Source organism: Klenkia terrae (genome assembly GCF_037083865.1).
Taxonomy (GTDB): Bacteria; Actinomycetota; Actinomycetes; order Mycobacteriales; family Geodermatophilaceae; genus Klenkia; species Klenkia terrae.
In genome coordinates, this window is record NZ_JBAPLV010000007.1 from 126,810 (window position 1) to 142,079 (window position 15,270).

17 protein-coding genes and 1 other RNA gene are annotated in these 15,270 nt (G+C 74.9%); 7 read left to right on the forward strand and 11 right to left on the reverse strand.

What is annotated here, in order from left to right:
- The first annotated feature begins 4 nt into the window (after nt 1-4).
- From UXQ13_RS08695 to UXQ13_RS08705, 3 genes are all read left to right on the forward strand, one after another.
- The gene (locus UXQ13_RS08695) at nt 5-358 is read left to right on the forward strand and encodes a DoxX family protein (RefSeq protein ID WP_225232143.1); all 354 of its coding nucleotides are present in this window, start codon (nt 5-7) and stop codon (nt 356-358) included.
- A gap of 62 nt (nt 359-420) precedes the next feature.
- Nucleotides 421-2,028, forward strand: coding sequence for an MFS transporter (locus UXQ13_RS08700; protein ID WP_225232142.1), 1,608 nt, complete (start codon nt 421-423; stop codon nt 2,026-2,028).
- A gap of 22 nt (nt 2,029-2,050) precedes the next feature.
- On the forward strand, nt 2,051-2,770 hold the full coding sequence (locus UXQ13_RS08705; RefSeq protein ID WP_225232141.1) for a PIG-L deacetylase family protein: 720 nt from the start codon (nt 2,051-2,053) through the stop codon (nt 2,768-2,770).
- Here the strand turns inward: UXQ13_RS08705 and UXQ13_RS08710 are convergent.
- Nucleotides 2,758-3,627, reverse strand: a complete 870-nt coding sequence (locus UXQ13_RS08710) for a DUF4349 domain-containing protein (protein WP_336392196.1) — start codon at nt 3,625-3,627, stop codon at nt 2,758-2,760. The two genes, UXQ13_RS08705 and UXQ13_RS08710, sit on opposite strands and share 13 nt — an antisense overlap.
- Before the next feature lie 598 nt (nt 3,628-4,225).
- Here UXQ13_RS08710 and UXQ13_RS08715 point away from each other — a divergent pair.
- Nucleotides 4,226-4,936: a baeRF2 domain-containing protein gene (locus tag UXQ13_RS08715; RefSeq protein WP_336392197.1), complete on the forward strand. Its 711-nt coding sequence runs from the start codon at nt 4,226-4,228 to the stop codon at nt 4,934-4,936.
- On the opposite strand, the gene UXQ13_RS08720 is transcribed toward UXQ13_RS08715, so the two are convergent.
- The 7 genes from UXQ13_RS08720 to UXQ13_RS08750 all read right to left on the reverse strand — a co-directional run bounded on the left by UXQ13_RS08720 (nt 4,886) and on the right by UXQ13_RS08750 (nt 10,859).
- The gene (locus UXQ13_RS08720) at nt 4,886-5,842 is read right to left on the reverse strand and encodes an ROK family protein (protein WP_225232138.1); all 957 of its coding nucleotides are present in this window, start codon (nt 5,840-5,842) and stop codon (nt 4,886-4,888) included. The two genes, UXQ13_RS08715 and UXQ13_RS08720, sit on opposite strands and share 51 nt — an antisense overlap.
- Nucleotides 5,839-6,579, reverse strand: coding sequence for a copper homeostasis protein CutC (locus UXQ13_RS08725; protein WP_225232137.1), 741 nt, complete (start codon nt 6,577-6,579; stop codon nt 5,839-5,841). Before UXQ13_RS08725 ends, UXQ13_RS08720 begins: the two co-directional genes overlap by 4 nt.
- A complete protein-coding gene (locus tag UXQ13_RS08730) occupies nt 6,576-7,538 on the reverse strand; it encodes an asparaginase (protein ID WP_336392198.1) in 963 nt (320 codons plus the stop codon). Before UXQ13_RS08730 ends, UXQ13_RS08725 begins: the two co-directional genes overlap by 4 nt.
- The gene (locus UXQ13_RS08735) at nt 7,531-8,403 is read right to left on the reverse strand and encodes an amino acid ABC transporter permease (protein WP_336392199.1); all 873 of its coding nucleotides are present in this window, start codon (nt 8,401-8,403) and stop codon (nt 7,531-7,533) included. Before UXQ13_RS08735 ends, UXQ13_RS08730 begins: the two co-directional genes overlap by 8 nt.
- The gene (locus UXQ13_RS08740) at nt 8,400-9,044 is read right to left on the reverse strand and encodes an amino acid ABC transporter permease (RefSeq protein WP_225232135.1); all 645 of its coding nucleotides are present in this window, start codon (nt 9,042-9,044) and stop codon (nt 8,400-8,402) included. Before UXQ13_RS08740 ends, UXQ13_RS08735 begins: the two co-directional genes overlap by 4 nt.
- 33 nt (nt 9,045-9,077) lie before the next feature.
- The gene (locus UXQ13_RS08745; RefSeq protein ID WP_225232134.1) at nt 9,078-10,031 is read right to left on the reverse strand and encodes a glutamate ABC transporter substrate-binding protein; all 954 of its coding nucleotides are present in this window, start codon (nt 10,029-10,031) and stop codon (nt 9,078-9,080) included.
- Nucleotides 10,032-10,106: 75 nt separating this feature from the next.
- Entirely contained in the window at nt 10,107-10,859 is a 753-nt protein-coding gene (locus UXQ13_RS08750) for an amino acid ABC transporter ATP-binding protein (RefSeq protein ID WP_455428447.1), read from the reverse strand.
- A gap of 141 nt (nt 10,860-11,000) precedes the next feature.
- Here UXQ13_RS08750 and UXQ13_RS08755 point away from each other — a divergent pair, with 141 nt between their 5' ends.
- Nucleotides 11,001-12,167, forward strand: coding sequence for an ROK family transcriptional regulator (locus UXQ13_RS08755; protein WP_336392200.1), 1,167 nt, complete (start codon nt 11,001-11,003; stop codon nt 12,165-12,167).
- An 18-nt stretch (nt 12,168-12,185) separates the two neighbouring features.
- An RNA gene (gene rnpB, locus UXQ13_RS08760) (RNase P RNA component class A) lies at nt 12,186-12,588 on the forward strand.
- Between the two features lie 247 nt (nt 12,589-12,835).
- Here the strand turns inward: rnpB and UXQ13_RS08765 are convergent.
- Nucleotides 12,836-13,072: a hypothetical protein gene (locus UXQ13_RS08765; protein WP_336392201.1), complete on the reverse strand. Its 237-nt coding sequence runs from the start codon at nt 13,070-13,072 to the stop codon at nt 12,836-12,838.
- A gap of 8 nt (nt 13,073-13,080) precedes the next feature.
- Complete coding sequence (locus UXQ13_RS08770; protein ID WP_225232131.1) at nt 13,081-13,785, reverse strand: RelA/SpoT domain-containing protein; 705 nt, start codon at nt 13,783-13,785, stop codon at nt 13,081-13,083.
- A 385-nt stretch (nt 13,786-14,170) separates the two neighbouring features.
- Between UXQ13_RS08770 and UXQ13_RS08775 the strand changes: the two genes are divergently transcribed.
- The gene (locus UXQ13_RS08775) at nt 14,171-14,374 is read left to right on the forward strand and encodes a Rossmann-fold NAD(P)-binding domain-containing protein (protein ID WP_225232130.1); all 204 of its coding nucleotides are present in this window, start codon (nt 14,171-14,173) and stop codon (nt 14,372-14,374) included.
- A gap of 1 nt (nt 14,375) precedes the next feature.
- Here the strand turns inward: UXQ13_RS08775 and UXQ13_RS08780 are convergent, their stop codons facing one another.
- Complete coding sequence (locus UXQ13_RS08780; protein ID WP_336392202.1) at nt 14,376-15,221, reverse strand: NAD(P)H-binding protein; 846 nt, start codon at nt 15,219-15,221, stop codon at nt 14,376-14,378.
- Between the last annotated feature and the right edge of the window lie 49 nt (nt 15,222-15,270).

A 15,270-nucleotide genomic window follows, 5' to 3' on the forward strand; every position in this document is an offset into this window, starting at 1 on the left:
CGGGATGGGGATCGACGTGCGAGCAGCAGGACTGGCCGTGGCGCTGGGCGGGTCGGGGGTGCTGCACCTGGTCCGACCGACGACCTTCGACTGGATGGTGCCGCCCGAGCTGGGCCCGGCGCGGCCGTGGGTGACCGGCAGCGGGGTGGTCGAGCTGGCCACCGCCGGCCTGCTCGCCGTCCCGGCGACCCGGTCGCTGGGTGGCTGGGCCGCGGCCGGGCTGCTGGCGGCCTTCGTGCCGGCCCACCTGCACACCGTCCGGGTGCTGCACGGACGCCGGCGGGCGGTCGCCCTGGCCCGGCTGCCGTTCCAGGTGCCGATGGTCGCCGTCGCCCTGCGGGTCGCCCGCGGAGTGTGACCAGCAGCGCTTCCGCAGGCCCGGGAGGTTGAGGGGGGCAACCACCGGGCATGGTGGGCGTCATGCGCAAGTGGTGGCCGTTGATAGCGGTCTGTGCCGGCACGTTCATGCTCCTGATCGACGTCACCATCGTGAACGTCGCGCTGCCCGACATCGCCACGTCCCTGGGGACGTCGTTCGACCAGCTGCAGTGGGTGGTCGACATCTACGCCCTCGGCCTGGCCGCGCTGGTGCTGGGCGCCGGGTCGCTGGCCGACCTGTACGGCCGGCGGCGGCTCTACCTGGGCGGGCTGGTGCTCTTCGCGGTCAGCTCGCTGGCCTGCGGGCTGGCCCCGAACGCCGAGCTGCTGATCACCGCCCGCGCGGTGCAGGGCATCGGCGCGGCCGCCATGTTCAGCACCACCATCGCGCTGCTCAACGCCATCTACCGGGGCCGCGACCGCGGCACCGCGTTCGGCATCTGGGGCGCCGTGGTCGGCGCCGCCGCCGCGGCCGGGCCGATCCTGGGCGGGCTGCTGACCGGGATCTCCTGGCGCTGGATCTTCCTGGTCAACCTGCCGATCTGCCTGTTCGCCGTCGTGCTGACCATCGCGGTGGTGGAGGAGTCCCGGCAGTCCGGTGCCCCGCACCCCGACGTCCCGGGCATCGCCACGTTCACCCTCGGCGCCGGCGCGGTGGTCTACGGCCTGGTCGAGGCGGCGTCCAACGGCTGGTCCACCGTCGGGTCCTGGGGGCCGATCGCCGCGGGCGTCGTCGTCCTGGTCGGCTGGGTGTTCCTCGAGCTGCACCGCGAGGCCCCGATGCTGGACCTGCGGCTGTTCCGCACCAGCCGGTTCAGCGGCATCATGATCGGCTCGCTGCTGCTCAACCTGGCCGCGTTCGCCAACAGCATCTACCTGTCGCTGTGGCTGCAGTCGATCCTCGGCCTCACCCCGCTGCAGGCCGGCCTGGTCTTCATCCCGCTGTCGGCGGTCAGCTTCGTGACCGCGGCCGTCGTCGGCAAGACGCTCACCGACCGCTCCCCGCGCATCGTGCTGGCCGTGGGCCTGGCGCTGATCGGCGGCGGCGCGCTGCTCATGGCCCGGGTCGACGGCGGCGCGAGCTGGGGCATCCTGGTCCCCGGCCTCGCGGTCCTCGGCCTGGGCGTCGGCATCTGCAACCCGGTCGTCACCTCGGCCGCGCTGGCCTCGGTGCCCCGCGAGCGCGGCGGGATGGCCTCGGGCGCGGTGAACACCGCCCGGCAGCTCGGCTTCGCCGTCGGGGTCGCCGTGCTGGGGTCGGTGTTCGCCGCGGGCACCACCCGCGCGCTGACCGACGCCGGTGCCCCCGACCCGGCGGCGACGGAGTCCGCGCTGTCCAGCGGCCAGGCCCAGCAGCTGCTGGCCTCGGCACCGGCCGACCGCCGGGCCGGGCTCTCGGACCTGCTGGCCGCCGCCTACGCCGACGGCCTGCGCGACGTGCTGCTGGTCGCCGGTGCCGCCGGGCTGGTGGGCGCGGTGCTCGTCGTCCTCATGGTCCGCGGACCGAGCCCGCAGGACGGCGCCGCGGCCCGCGGCCGGCACCAGGCCGACGGCGAGCACGGGGCCGACGGCGAGCACGGGGCCGGTCGGCACGAGGCGCCGCACACCCCCGACCACCTGCCCGAGGGGGACGCGGCGCCGGTCCGTTGACCGGCGCGGCACACTCGGCGGCATGCCTGCCCCGTTCCCCGCCGACTGGTCCCGCGCGCTCGTCGTCGCCGCGCACCCCGACGACATCGAGTACGGCGTGGCCGCCGCCGTCGCGGTCTGGACGGCGGCCGGCAAGGAGGTGCACTACCTGCTGGCCACCCGGGGGGAGGCCGGCATCGCGGGGATGCCGCCGGCGCAGGCCGGCCCGTTGCGCGAGGAGGAGGAGCGGCGGTCGGCCGCCGTCGTCGGGGTCACCGAGGTGGAGTTCCTCGACCACCGCGACGGCACCGTGGTCGAGGGCCCGCAGCTGCGCCGCGACCTGGCCGGCGCGATCCGCCGGCACCGGCCCGACCTGGTCGTCACCCTGCACGGCGGGGACACCTGGACCGGGCCCGACGTGACCCCCGCGGCCTGGAACTCCGCCGACCACCGGGCGCTGTCGCGGTCGGTGCTGGACGCCGTCGCCGACGCCGGCAACGAGTGGATCTTCCCGGACCTCGTCGACGAGCCCTGGTCGGGGACGCAGTACGTGGCCGTGCAGACGATCGGTGAGCCGCCGCACGCGGTGGACGTGACCTCCGGCGTCGAGGCGGCGGTCGCCTCGCTCACCGAGCACCGGCGCTACCTGGAGGTGCTGAGCCCCGACGTCCCGGTCGAGGAGCAGGCCCGCCAGGTGGTGGACCAGGCCACGCTCACCGAGGACGGCGGACGGCGGGTCGGCTTCCGGCTCTACTGGGGCTGAGCCGGCAGCTCGTCCCCGACCGGGGCACCGGCCGGCCGGCGGCGTCGGCGGTGCACCACCAGCGCGACCAGGCCGACCAGCCCGGCGACGACCAGCCAGGGCAGCAGCACCCCCAGGACGACGACCGCCCCGCCCACTGCGGTGGTGAGCGCCTGCCAGCCGGTGTCCAGCCCGCCGAGGAAGCCGCTGCGCCCCGGGTCGGCGGCCGCCTCGGTCTGGGCCAGGTGCACCGCGAGCGTGGACAGCTCGACCTGGTCGGCCAGCGCGGTGCGCTGGGACTGCAGCGACTCCAGCTCCTGCTGCCGCTCCGACAGCGCCTGCTCGGCGTCGAGCAGGGCCTCGGTGGTGGTGGCCCCGGCCATGAGTGACTCGAGGCGGTCGGCCGAGGTCTGCAGGGCGGAGATCCGGGCGTCCAGGTCCAGCGCGGTGCCGGTGACGTCGTCCCGGGTGATCGAGACGCTGCCGACCTCGCCGAGGTCCTCCAGGTCGCGCAGCAGGTCGGTGAGCTCGTCGGCGGGCACCCGGACGACCAGGTCCGCGACGTCCCCGGGCCTCTCCCCGGGCAGGTCCCCGGGCCCGCCGGCCGCGCCCGCCTGCTCCGACCGCTGGTCGACCCGGCCGCCGGCGTCCTCGACCAGCTCGCTGACCTGCTGGGCACCGGCGCGCGGGTCGTCCACCACGAGCGAGGCCGAGGCGGTCGTGACCACCTGCCGGGGTTCGGCCGCGTCGTCCGGGGTGGCGAGCTCCGCGCCCGGGGCGGCCGCGGAGTAGCTGCCGGAGTCGCTGGTCGAACCGCTGCCCGAGCAGCCGGCGAGCAGGACGGCGGTCAGGGGCAGCAGGCACCAGGTGCGTCGCATCGGCCGACCGTAGGACCGGGCGCAGCGCCCGGACCAGCATCGATGCCCGATCGTGACGGTGCCGCCGGGTCCAGGTGTACCGGCCCGGAGGCGTCGGGTAGCCCGGCACGACCGACGAACCCTCCCTGGAGGTCCCCCGTGAACGTGTCGATGCTGCAGCCCGTCCTGGCCGCCCCCGGCCCCTTCGCCACCGTGGCCCTGGACGTCACGCACACCGGCGAGTCCGCGCAGACCGAGCTCGAGCTGCGGGTCCGGGCCGCGACCGAGCGGCTGGCCGAGCTGGGTGCCGCCGACGCGGTGGTGGACGCCGTCCGCACCCGGCTGCTGGACGACGACGGCTCGCGCACCGGGCGGGCACTGGTCGTGGCCGGCGACGGCTCCGTGGTCACCGACACCGCACTGGTGGGCCCGCCGGTCCGCGAGGTGGTCGACCTCGCCCCGCTGCCCGACCTGCTGCCGCTGCTGCGCCAGCTGCCCGGCCGGGTGCCGTACGTGGTGGTCGTGGTCGACCGCCTCGGGGCCGACGTCACGGTCGCCCGGCGCGCCCGGCCTGGAGCGCGAGGAGAGCATCGAGGGCCAGACGCTGTTCCTGCACAAGGTGAAGGTCGGCGGCATCGGCGACCTGTCGGTGCAGCACAGCACCGAGGACGTGTGGCGGTCCAACGCGCAGGCCGTGGCGGACCGGGTCGGCCGGCGGGCCCGGCAGACCGGCGCCGCGTTCGTGCTGGTGGCCGGGGACGAACGGGCGCGCCGGCTGGTGCTGGACCAGCTGCCGACCGACGTCGGCCCGCTGGTGGTCACCACCGACGCGGGCGGCCGCGGCGACGGCGCCGACCTGTCCGGCGTGGCCCTGCGGGCCGACGAGGTGGTCGCCGAGCACGAGGCCCGCCGGGCCGCCGAGCTGCGCGAGCAGCTGGACGCCGCCGGGGCGCACGGGCTGGCGGTGCAGGGCGTCGGCCCGGTCCTCGACGCCCTGCGCAAGGGGCAGGTGGAGACCCTCGTCCTCGGCGACCAGCCGACCGACGAGCAGCTGACCACCGGCGCGGACCCCGTCGCCATCGGGGCCACCGCCGAAGAGCTGGCCGGCCTGGGCGTCGGCGACGGGGTGCTGGCACCGGCGGACCGGGTGCTGGTGCGGGCCGCACTGGCCACCGACGTCGACGTCGTCTCCTGCCGGCCGACGCGATGCCTCCGGGCCAGACGGTCGGCGCCGTGCTCCGCTACGCCGACACCTCGACGACCGGGGACTGACCGCCGCTCAGCCGGTGCCGGTCGGGACCGGCCGCCGGCCGCGGGCCCACCCGGCTAGGTGGTCGCCGAGCCCGGCGTGGGTCATCGCCAGGGCCGCCGCGCCCAGGCACCCGGCCAGCGGGCCGAGCCCGGTCAGGTGCACCGGCGGCGGCGGGCGCCAGGTGAGACCGGCGGCCAGCCCGGCGCGGACCGGGTCCAACAGGTCCGCCCCGGCCGCGGTCAGCCCGCCGCCGAGCACCACGACCGACGGGTCCAGCAACAGGGTGGCGGTGACCAGCGCGTCGGCCAGGGCGGACGTGGCGTCGGCCCACACCTCGCGCGCCACGGCGTCGGACCCCAGCCGGCCGACCACCTCGGCAGCCGAGAACGCCGTCCCGGTCCGGGCGCCGTACCGGCGGGCCACCCCGGCGCCGGAGGCGTAGACCTCCAGGCAGCCGCGCTGCCCGCAGGGGCACAGCTCGCCGCCCGGGCGGACCGGGGCGTGCCCGACCTCGCCGGCGGCCCCGGTCCCGCCGGTCAGCGCCCGCCCGCCGCTGACCAGGGCGGAGGCGATGCCGGTGCCGATGGTCAGCAGCAGCACGTCGGCCACCCCGGTGGCGGCGCCCAGCAGCTGCTCGGCCAGTCCGGCGGCCCGGACGTCGTGGCCGGTGGTGACCGGGACGGCGACTCGCTCCTGCAGCCCCGCGCGCAGCGGCAGGTCCCGCCAGCCCAGGTTGGAGGCGTACCGCACCGTGCCGGTGGACTCCTCGATCAGCCCGGGGGTGACGACCCCGGCGCCGACGACGGCGGCACCGCGGTCGGCGGCCAGCGCGGTCAGCCGGTCGAGCTCGGCGGCCAGCCCGGGGAGCGGGTCGGTCGCGTGCGCGGTGGGTCGGCGCTCCTCGTGCAGCACGGTGCCGTCGGTGGCGACCACCAGCGCCTTGGTCGTCGTCCCCCCGACGTCCAGCCCCAGGACGGCGTTCACCCGGGCCGCCCGGTCGCCAGCGCGGCCACCACGGCGGCCACCTGCTCGGTCGAGGTGATCGTCCGGGTGCCGGTGTCGTAGCCGACGGCGGTCGCGCTGCGGTGGCCGAGCGAGGGCACCGTCCGGGGCGCGCGCAGGTGCACCGCGGGCACCCCGGTGGCGGCCACGAGCTCGGCGACGTGGTCGGCGCGGACCCCGCCGCCGGCCATCACCTCGATCCGGTCGCCGGCCTGATCGACGAGGGCCCGCAGGGCGGGGGCGCCGGCCAGCGCGGTGGCCGCGCCGCCGGAGGTGAGCACGCGGGTGACCCCGGCGTCGACCAGCTCCTCGAGCGCGCCGGGCTGGTCGGCCAGGGTGTCGAAGGCCCGGTGGAAGGTGACCGGGGCGCTGCCGGCGGCGGCGACCATCGCGTCCAGGGCGCGCCGGTCGACCCGGCCGCGCGGGGACAGCGGGCCGACGGTGACCCCGAGGACCGGCAGGATGCTGCGGGCGGCGGAGATGTCGGCGCAGACCACGGACACCTCGATCGGCGAGTGCACGAAGTCCCCGCCGCGCGGGCGGACCAGCACGGTCACCGACAGCGCCGGCGCGCGGGACCCGACCGCGGCGAGCGTGCCCGCGCTCGGGGTGACCCCGCCCTCGGACAGCGCGGCGCACAGCTCGACCCGGTCGGCGCCGGCCGACCCGGCGGCCAGGGCGCCCTCGACGTCGTCGACGCAGATCTCGACGGCGGTCACCAGGCGGCCAGGGCCGCGCCGGGCCGGACCTCGCCGACCGGCACGCCGCCGCCGAGCACGGGCACGGTGGTCAGGTCGGCGACGGCGGTGGTGTCCACGCCCAGGCCGCGGAGCACGGCCAGCGCCACGACGGTGGTGGCCCGCGGGCTGCCGTCGACCACCTTCATGGCGACCGCCTGGCCGTCCGGCCCGGCCACGCCGATCACGCCCTCGGCCCCGCCCTTGGCGACGACGCCGGGCAGGTCGGCCATCAGCCGGGTGTTGACGTGCCCGCGGCCGCCGACGAACTCCGGGTGCGCCCGCATCGCGGCGGCGACCTGCGCGGCGGGGCCGTCGGTGGCCAGCGCGAGCGATCGGAAGGCGGTGGCCAGGCCGCGCACCGTCGTCCCGAAGAGGGCCGCGCCGCAGCCGTCGACGGCGGTGTGCCCGACCGGCGTCCCGGTCTCCCGGGCGACGACGTCGCGCACCAGGCGCTGCAGCGGGTGGTCGGGGTGCAGGTGCCCCTCGGTGGGCCAGCCGTTCGTGGTGCAGGCCAGCAGCATCGCGGCGTGCTTGCCCGAGCAGTTCATCCGCACCCGGGAGGCGCTCTCGCCGGCGCGCAGCAGCCGCAGCCGGGTCTCCTCGTCCTCGGGCAGGTCCGGCGGGCAGCGCAGCGCGGACTCGTCCAGCCCGGCCTGCGCGAGGATCGCCCGGACGACGTCCACGTGCCGGTCCTCCCCGGTGTGCGACCCGGCGGCGATGGCCAGCGCGGGTCCGCTCAGCGGGGCGCCGGCCTCCAGGCAGGCCAGGGCCTGCAGCGGCTTGGTCGTCGACCGCGGCAGGACGACGGCGTCCGGGTCGCCCAGCTCGAGCACGGTCGACCCGTCGGCGGCCAGCGCCACCAGGGAGCCGAGGTGGCGGCTCTCCACGAGGCCGGAGCGGACGACGACGGCGAGCTCGGCGAGCACGGGGTCAGGCACGGGAGGCCTCCACGGCGGGTGCGCCCGGCTGGGCCGGGGTGGCGGGGGCGATCGGGGCGGCGGTCCGCGTCGTCCGGCGCTTCAGCCGGGACGCCAGCGCGGACAGCAGGCCGTTGACCACCAGGTAGACGAGGGTGACGACGAGGAAGGTCTGCACCAGCAGGCGGTTGTAGGCGCTGAGCACCTGGGCGCGGTAGAGCAGCTCGGTGAAGGCGACCACGTAGCCCAGCGAGGTGTCCTTGAGCAGGCTGACCAGCTGGACGACCAGCGACGGGGTGACCGCGCGCAGCGCCTGCGGCAGCACGACGGCCCGCATGACCTGCAGGCGGCGCATGCCGAGGGAGTAGCCGGCCTCGGTCTGGCCGCGCGGCAGGCTGAGCACCCCGGCCCGGACGATCTCGGCGAACGCGGCGGCGTTGGCGATGGTCAGCGGGACGACGAGCTTCCACAGCACGGGCAGGTTGATGCCGTAGGCCGGCAGCCCGAAGAGCATCAGGTAGATCAGCAGCAGCACCGGCAGGGTGCGGAACACCTCGATGAACCCGGTGCACAGCCAGCGCAGCGGCCGCAGCGGGCTGAGCCGACCCAGCGCCAGCAGCACGCCCAGCGCCCCGCCGAGGACGGCGACCACCGCGGCGGCCAGCAGCGTGCCGCGCAGGCCGACGAGCAGGTACTCCCAGATGGGCCAGGACAGGAACGGCGTCCAGCGGTCGGCGTCCAGCTGCCCGCGGCAGGCGAACTGGCGCAGCATGAGGGCGACCAGGGCGGCGAGGACCAGCACGCTGACCACCGAGGCGATCCGGATGCGGCGCCGGCCGCGGGGGCCGGGCTCGTCGTACAGGTAGGCGGTCTCGGGCTGCCTCATCGGCGGATCGCCACCCTCTTCTCGATGCGGCCGGCGCCCAGCCCGATGACCAGCGCCAGGGCCATGTAGACCAACCCGGCGGCGCCGAAGATCGGGATCGGCTGGGCCTGGACCAGGTTGACCTTGTTGGTCGCGCTGGTCAGCTCCACGACCCCGACGGTCGCGGTCAGCGCGGTGTTCATCAGCAGCGCGATGAGCACGTTGCCCAGCGGCTGGACGACGGCCCGGGCGGCCTGCGGCACGACGACCAGCCGCAGGGTCTGGGACAGGGTGAAGCCGAGTGCGCGGGAGGCCTCGACCTGGCCGCGGGGGACGGTGTTGATCCCGCTGCGCAGGGCCTCGGCGACGTAGGCGGCCTCGTAGACCGTGAGCACGATGATCGCCGTGGTCACCAGCGGGGCGATCAGCCCGGCGTCGGGCAGGGCGAAGACGGCCAGCAGCAGCAGCGCCAGCAGGGGGACGTTGACGAGCACCTGGACGTACCCGAAGGCCGCCGCCCGCAGGACGGGCACCGGGCTGACCCGGGCGACCGTCACCAGGGTGCCCAGGACGAGGGCCCCCACGGCGGAGGTGACGAGGACGAACACGGTGGTGCCCAGGCCCGCGAGGAGCTGGGGCCAGGCGTCGACGAGGGCGCTCAACGGATCCTCCGGCGGGCGCTGCTGCTGGTCAGGTCAGGAACCCGGGACGGAGCCGATGGTCGGCGGCTCGGGCGTGCTGCCGTCGCCGACCGTGCCCAGGGTGGCGTCGAAGACCTGGGCCCACGAGCCGTCGGCGTAGATCTGCTCCAGCCAGTCGTTCACGAAGTCCTTGAAGTCCGGGTCGTTCGGCGGCAGGCCGATCCCGTAGGCCTCCTCGGTGAACGGCTGCCCGACCACCTTGATGCCGGGGTTGGACTGCGCGTCGGCGGCCAGCAGCGTGTAGTCCTGCACGTAGGCGTCGCCGCGGCCCTGGGTGAGGGCCTGCACGCACTGCGGGTCGGTGGCGAAGCTGACCACCTCGGCGGTCGGCTGCTGCTCGGGCACCGCGGTCACCGCGGGGGTGTTGGCCCCGACGATGACGGTGCGCCCGCCCAGGTCGTCGATGCCGGTGATGTCCTCGTTGTCCGACGGGACCGCGACGGCCAGGCCGGAGACGAAGTAGGGGCCGGCGAACGAGATCTGCTCGGCCCGCTCCTCGGTGATCGTGTAGGTGTTGAACACGACGTCGACGGTGCCGTTGGTCAGCAGCGCCTCGCGGGTCTCCGACGCCGGGGGCACGACCTCGATGTTGGGCTCGCCGATGATGTAGATCGCCAGCATCTTGGCCAGGTCGATGTCGAAGCCCTGGATGTCGTCGGGGTTGCTGGGGTCCTGCTGGCTCAGCAGCGGGGCGTCGAGCGCGGCGGCCACGCGCAGCACGCCGCGCTCGCGGATGGCGGCCATCGTCGAGTCCGACAGCAGCGCGGCGGCGTCGGCGACCGGGGCGTTGTCGTAGACGTCCTGCAGTGCGTCCTCCCCGCCACCGCTCGCCGAGGGCGGGACGGCGGAGGAGCCGGAGTCGGAGCTCCCGCAGGCGGCCAGCCCGAGGGAGGCCACCAGGGCCAGGGAGGCGGCGATCGTGGAGCGTCGCCGGAGGGTGCGGCTCATTCCTTGCCTTTCGACGTGCCCCGCGGTCGGTGCGGGGGAGGGCCGGCGCGCGGGGGCCCGGGCGCCGGAGCTGGGTCAGTGCGTGAGCACCGCGGACAGGAAGCTGCGGGTGCGGTCGCTGCCGCCGCCGGCGAAGAACTCCTCGGGCGGGGCGACCTCGACGATGCGCCCGGCGTCCATGAAGACCACCCGGTCGGCGGCCCGGCGGGCGAAGCCCATCTCGTGGGTGACCACGACCATGGTCATGCCGTCCTCGGCCAGGGAGGTCATGACGGCGAGCACCTCGGCGACCATCTCCGGGTCCAGGGCCGAGGTGGGCTCGTCGAAGAGCATCACCTTGGGCGCCATGGCCAGCGCGCGGGCGATCGCGGCGCGCTGCTGCTGGCCGCCGGAGAGCTGGGCGGGGAAGTGGCCGGCCTTGTCGGCGATGCCGACCCGCTCCAGCAGGGCCATCGCCTCCCGGCGGGCCTGCGCCTTCGGGGTGCCGCGCACCATCGTGGGGGCCAGGCAGAGGTTGTCCAGCACGGTCTTGTGCGCGAACAGGTCGAAGGACTGGAAGACCATGCCGACGTCGGCCCGCAGCCGGGCGAGCGCGGCGCCCTCGGCGGGGACGGGGACGCCGTCGACCAGCACCTGCCCGGAGTCCACCGGCTCGAGCCGGTTGATGGTGCGGCACAGCGTGGACTTGCCCGAGCCCGAGGGGCCGATGACCACGACCACCTCGCCGGCGGCGACGTCCAGGTCGACCGACTGCAGCACGTGCAGGTCGCCGAAGTGCTTGTCGACGGCGCGCAGGCTGACCATGGGCGGCCGGTCGGCGTCGGGCACGGCGGGCTCCTGTCGGTGGGCGGTGGGTGTGACGCCGCGAACAGTAAGCACCCGGGAGTTCCACGCAAAAGGGTTACGAGTTAATCCAGAATAGTTTTAACGAGGGGGACATTCGACCCGCCTCGTGCTGTACTGCCCGGCATGACCGCCCGCCCCGGATCCCCGACGTCGCTGGTCGCCCTGGTGCGCACCGGGGCCGCTGTGTCCCGGGCCGAGCTGGCCCGGCTGACCGGGGCGTCGCCCACCACGGTCGCCGCCCGGGTGGAGGAGCTGGTGCGCGACGGCGTGCTGGTCGAGGAGGTCGGGCCGGCCACCGGCAGCGGGCGTCCGCCGCGCCGACTGGCGCTGCGGGCCGGGCTGGGCGTCGTGGGCGCGGTCGGGCTGGGGGAGCGGCACGCCGACTGCGCGGTGCTGGACGCCACCGGCGCCGTGCTGGCCGAGCGCCGGGTGCCGGTGCAGGTTGGGGACGGACCCGAGGCGGTGCTCGCCGTCGTCACCGGGGTGCTCGACGAGCTGCTCGCCGCCCAGGGGGCCGACGCCGGTCCGCTGCTGGGTCTGGGGCTGGGCGTGCCCGGCCCGGTGTCGCACCCGCAGGGGACGGTCACCTCGCCGGCCCGGATGCCCGGGTGGAACGGCGCCGACGTCGCCGCACTGGCCCGCCCGCACCTGCCGCCCGGCGCCGTCGTGGTGGTGGACAACGACGCGAACCTCATGGCCCTGGGCGAGCACGCCAGCGACCCCACCGCCGCGCACCTGCTGCTGGTCAAGGCGGGGTCGGGCATCGGCTGCGGGATGGTGGTCGACGGGGTGCTGCAGCGGGGTGCCCGGGGCTTCGCCGGCGACATCAGCCACGTGACGGTGCCCGACGCCGAGCCGGTGCCCTGCTCGTGCGGCCGGGTCGGCTGCCTGGACGCCGTGGCCAGCGGGGCGGCCCTGGCCCAGCGGCTGCGCGAGGACGGTGTCCCCGTGGACGGCGTGGACGCGATGCTGGACCTGGCCCGCGACGCTCACCCGCAGACCACCGGTCTGCTGCGGGAGGCCGGCTACCGGACCGGCACGGTGCTGGCCACCATCGTGAACCTGGTCAACCCCGACCGGCTGGTGCTGGCCGGGTGGCTGAGCCAGGCCGAGGCGTTCGTGGCCGGCGTCCGGTCCGCGGTGTACGCGCAGAGCCCGCCGCTGGTCACCGACGGCCTGGAGGTCGTGGTCGGGCGCACCGGCCCCCGCGCCGGGCTGATCGGGGCGGGCCGGTCCGCGCTGGATGCGGTCTTCGCCGACCTGCCGCGGCTGGTCGCGGCGGGCCGGTAGGCTCCCGGGCACGACGGACGAGTCGGCTGGGCGGTCGCGTCGGCGGGGGAGACCCCGTCGCCGAGGAACGTCCGGGCTCCACAGGGCAGGGTGGTCGCCAACAGCGACCCGGGGTGACCCGCGGGACAGTGCCACAGAGAACAGACCGCCAGTGCTCGCACTGGTAAGGGTGAAACGGTGGTGCAAGAGACCACCAGCGCACCGGGTGACCGGTGCGGCTCGGTAAACCCCACCCGGAGCAAGGTCAGGAAGGGACGGCGGTCCGCCGCCGACCCGCGGAGGCGTTCGAGGGCTGCCCGCCCGAGTCTCCGGGTAGACCGCTCGAGCCTGCCGGCAACGACAGGCCTAGATGGATGACCGCCCACCGGGACCGCCGCGAGGCACCCGGGGACAGAACCCGGCGTACAGGCCGACTCGTCCGTCGTCCACATCGCTCAGCCGGGTCCCCTCACCGAACGTTCCGGCGACAGCGGAGCAAGCTCCTGTGCTTCAGCGGCTTTGCTGCAGGCGTGGAAGCCACCTGTGGCTCCTCGGGATGCATGAGGACAACCGAGTGTGCCGTCGTCCATCGCATCTGCGTCAGCTCTCGCTTGGCAGGGTCCGGCCGACGCTGCCGAGAGTGCAGCAAGGCCCCCGCCCAGTGGGTGGGGGCCTTGTCGAAGCGTTGATCAGGTCAGCGACAGGTACTTCGAGGCGAACGGGCTGGCCGAGAAGTACTGACCGTGGGTGATCTGAATGGTCTCGATGGAGTCGGCGCCGACGAGGACGATCTCCAGGTCCTTCTCGTCGCGGTACTTCTGCTCCGCGGCGCTGTAGGCGTCGGCAGCACGCGGGGCCTCGCGAAACTGCTCCTGGCTGACGAGCTCGCCTTTGGCGTGGTCGAAGACCAGCAGGAAATGGACCATGCTCTTGCTCATTCGGTGCTCCCATCCCTCTCGCTCAGCCAACGCACCACCCTGCGACGCGCTTCCCGCATGTCGGTCGCGAATCCCGACCGGAGCGGTTCCCCCAACTCGTCGTGGGCGATGCCCTCGCCTGCCAGACGGAACCACTCTAGGACTTCGTCAGGACCCTGTTCATCCTTGAGGCCGATGCGGTAGCGCCCGGCCCACCGTTCCACCGTGTTGGCCCAGTCCTGCTGACCGCGTGTGCGCAGCTGGATCTCGATGCGGTGGGCGTCACGCTCGATCACGACGTGAACACCGCGGTAGCCCGACGACTTCGGTTCGGCGATGTAGTCGCGCTCGCGCTTCACGTCCCAGTTCTTGTTGATGCGTAGCAGCACCCCATCGATCTCAGTTCGGTCGGCGAGCACGGCTCGGCATCCCCCGATGTCCTCCATCCGAGCAAGCATCGTGTCCGGCATCCGACCGAGCTTGTGGATGATCTGCGGAACTCGTTTCAGCCTCTGAGCCACGATGATGGTCTGCGCCTCGTAGCCGACGAACTGCCGAACTCCCACGGCCGTCTTCTTCATCGGGTTCTGGTGCCCTTTGCGGAACTCGCGGAGGGCGTCGAGAGCGCTCACCAACGTGTCCCCGTCGACGTCCTCGGCATCGCCGAGCCAGAGGCGGCGCAGGACGGCTCCCGACCTGTTGATCTCCCCCTTGCTCGGCATGCGCCGAGGGTATCGATCTGAGTGCAACCAGGTGTCTCCGTCGCAGGCCACCCGGTCACCGGCTCAAGCACTCGGCAGGTCTCCTTCTGGGGTCCCGCTTCACTCCAGCGGACTTGAGGTATCGCCGTGCCCGCAGCATCGGCTGCCGCCTCAGGTGGTGGGCCCCCTCGAAATGAGCTGCTTCGGCTTTTCGGAGGCCAACGACTGGGCTCGTGATCTTCGGCGTTCAGGCCGACTCATCCGTCGTCCACCACCCTCGGCGCACCATCGCGCGGTGACAACGGGACGATCGCCGTGATGTCCTCGCGGCAGGGCAGCATCTCGCTGAACACGCGCGGGGGGGCACGAGGTCTACTGGGCCAGCAAGTCCGCCCTCAACCAGCTGATGCGCAGCTACGCCACCCGCGCGGCGACCGGCCACACCCTGCTCTGCCTGCACCCGGGGTGGGTGCAGACCGAGCTCGGGGGAGCGGGGGCGCCGCTGACCGTGGAGCAGAGCGTGGCCGGGCTGGTGACGACGATCCAGGCGCACGCCGGCGAGCCCGGGCTGCAGTTCCTCGACCACCGGGCCGACGTCGTCCCATGGTGAGTCAGCCGGCCAGCTGGTCGCGGACGGTCCGCGGCTCGCGGCCGAGCAACTCGGCGAGCAGCGGATCGGTGCCGGTGAAGAGGCCCTGCGCCGCGGCTCGGTAGATGCCGAGGGTGAACTGCGCGACGGGGTCCGGCTGCCCGGCGGCCCGCTGCGCGTCCAGCCACGCCTCCTCGCCGACGACGGCGAGCCCGACCGGCCGCCCGGCCACCTCGGCGGCCTGGTCGGCGACCTCGGCGAAGGTCGGTGCCGCCGTCGCGGTCAGGGTCACCGGGCCGTCGAACCGGCCGGCGGAGAGCAGCACGGCCGCGGCGGCCTCGGCGGCGTCCTCGCGGGCGGTCCAGGACACCGGACCGTCGGCGGGCACGGTGACCACGCCGGTCTCCCGCCACGGGCCGGTCAGCCAGTCCAGGCTGTGCGCGTAGAAGCCGTTGCGCAGCGAGGTCCACGGCAGCCCCGACGCCGCGAGCAGGTCCTCGGTGGCCCGGTGCACCCGGGCCGGGGCGAACGGGGAGTCGGCGTGGGCGCCCTGGTGGCTGGTGTAGAGCACCCGGCCGACCCCGGCGCCGACGGCGGCGTCCAGCGCCGACCGGTGCAGGGCCACGGCGTCGGCGCCCCGGTCGTTGGAGGAGACCAGCAGCAGCTGGTCGGCACCCTCGAAGGCCGCGCGCATCGCGGCGGGGTCGTCGTAGCCGGCCCGGCGGACGGCCACGCCGAGGTCGGCGAACCGCTGGGCCCGGGCGGGGTCGCGGACCACGACGGTGAGCTCGCTGGCCGGGACGTGCTGGAGGAGGTGGTCGACGGTGGCGCCGTTGAGCGCGCCGGTGGCGCCGGTGACGGTGATCATGGTGACCTCGTATCGCTGGTAGCCCGATGGTGTTATCGACGCTAACAAG

Excerpts from the sequence above, each read along its gene's own strand:
- UXQ13_RS08775 (WP_225232130.1), top strand. The coding sequence starts at position 14,171 with ATGCGCAGCTACGCCACCCGCGCGGCGACCGGCCACACCCTGCTCTGC.
- UXQ13_RS08770 (WP_225232131.1), bottom strand. The coding sequence starts at position 13,785 with ATGCCGAGCAAGGGGGAGATCAACAGGTCGGGAGCCGTCCTGCGCCGC.
- UXQ13_RS08765 (WP_336392201.1), bottom strand. The coding sequence starts at position 13,072 with ATGGTCCATTTCCTGCTGGTCTTCGACCACGCCAAAGGCGAGCTCGTC.
- UXQ13_RS08710 (WP_336392196.1), bottom strand. The coding sequence starts at position 3,627 with ATGCGACGCACCTGGTGCCTGCTGCCCCTGACCGCCGTCCTGCTCGCC.
- UXQ13_RS08695 (WP_225232143.1), top strand. The coding sequence starts at position 5 with ATGGGGATCGACGTGCGAGCAGCAGGACTGGCCGTGGCGCTGGGCGGG.
- UXQ13_RS08700 (WP_225232142.1), top strand. The coding sequence starts at position 421 with ATGCGCAAGTGGTGGCCGTTGATAGCGGTCTGTGCCGGCACGTTCATG.
- UXQ13_RS08745 (WP_225232134.1), bottom strand. The coding sequence starts at position 10,031 with ATGAGCCGCACCCTCCGGCGACGCTCCACGATCGCCGCCTCCCTGGCC.
- UXQ13_RS08735 (WP_336392199.1), bottom strand. The coding sequence starts at position 8,403 with ATGAGGCAGCCCGAGACCGCCTACCTGTACGACGAGCCCGGCCCCCGC.
- UXQ13_RS08705 (WP_225232141.1), top strand. The coding sequence starts at position 2,051 with ATGCCTGCCCCGTTCCCCGCCGACTGGTCCCGCGCGCTCGTCGTCGCC.
- UXQ13_RS08780 (WP_336392202.1), bottom strand. The coding sequence starts at position 15,221 with ATGATCACCGTCACCGGCGCCACCGGCGCGCTCAACGGCGCCACCGTC.
- UXQ13_RS08755 (WP_336392200.1), top strand. The coding sequence starts at position 11,001 with ATGACCGCCCGCCCCGGATCCCCGACGTCGCTGGTCGCCCTGGTGCGC.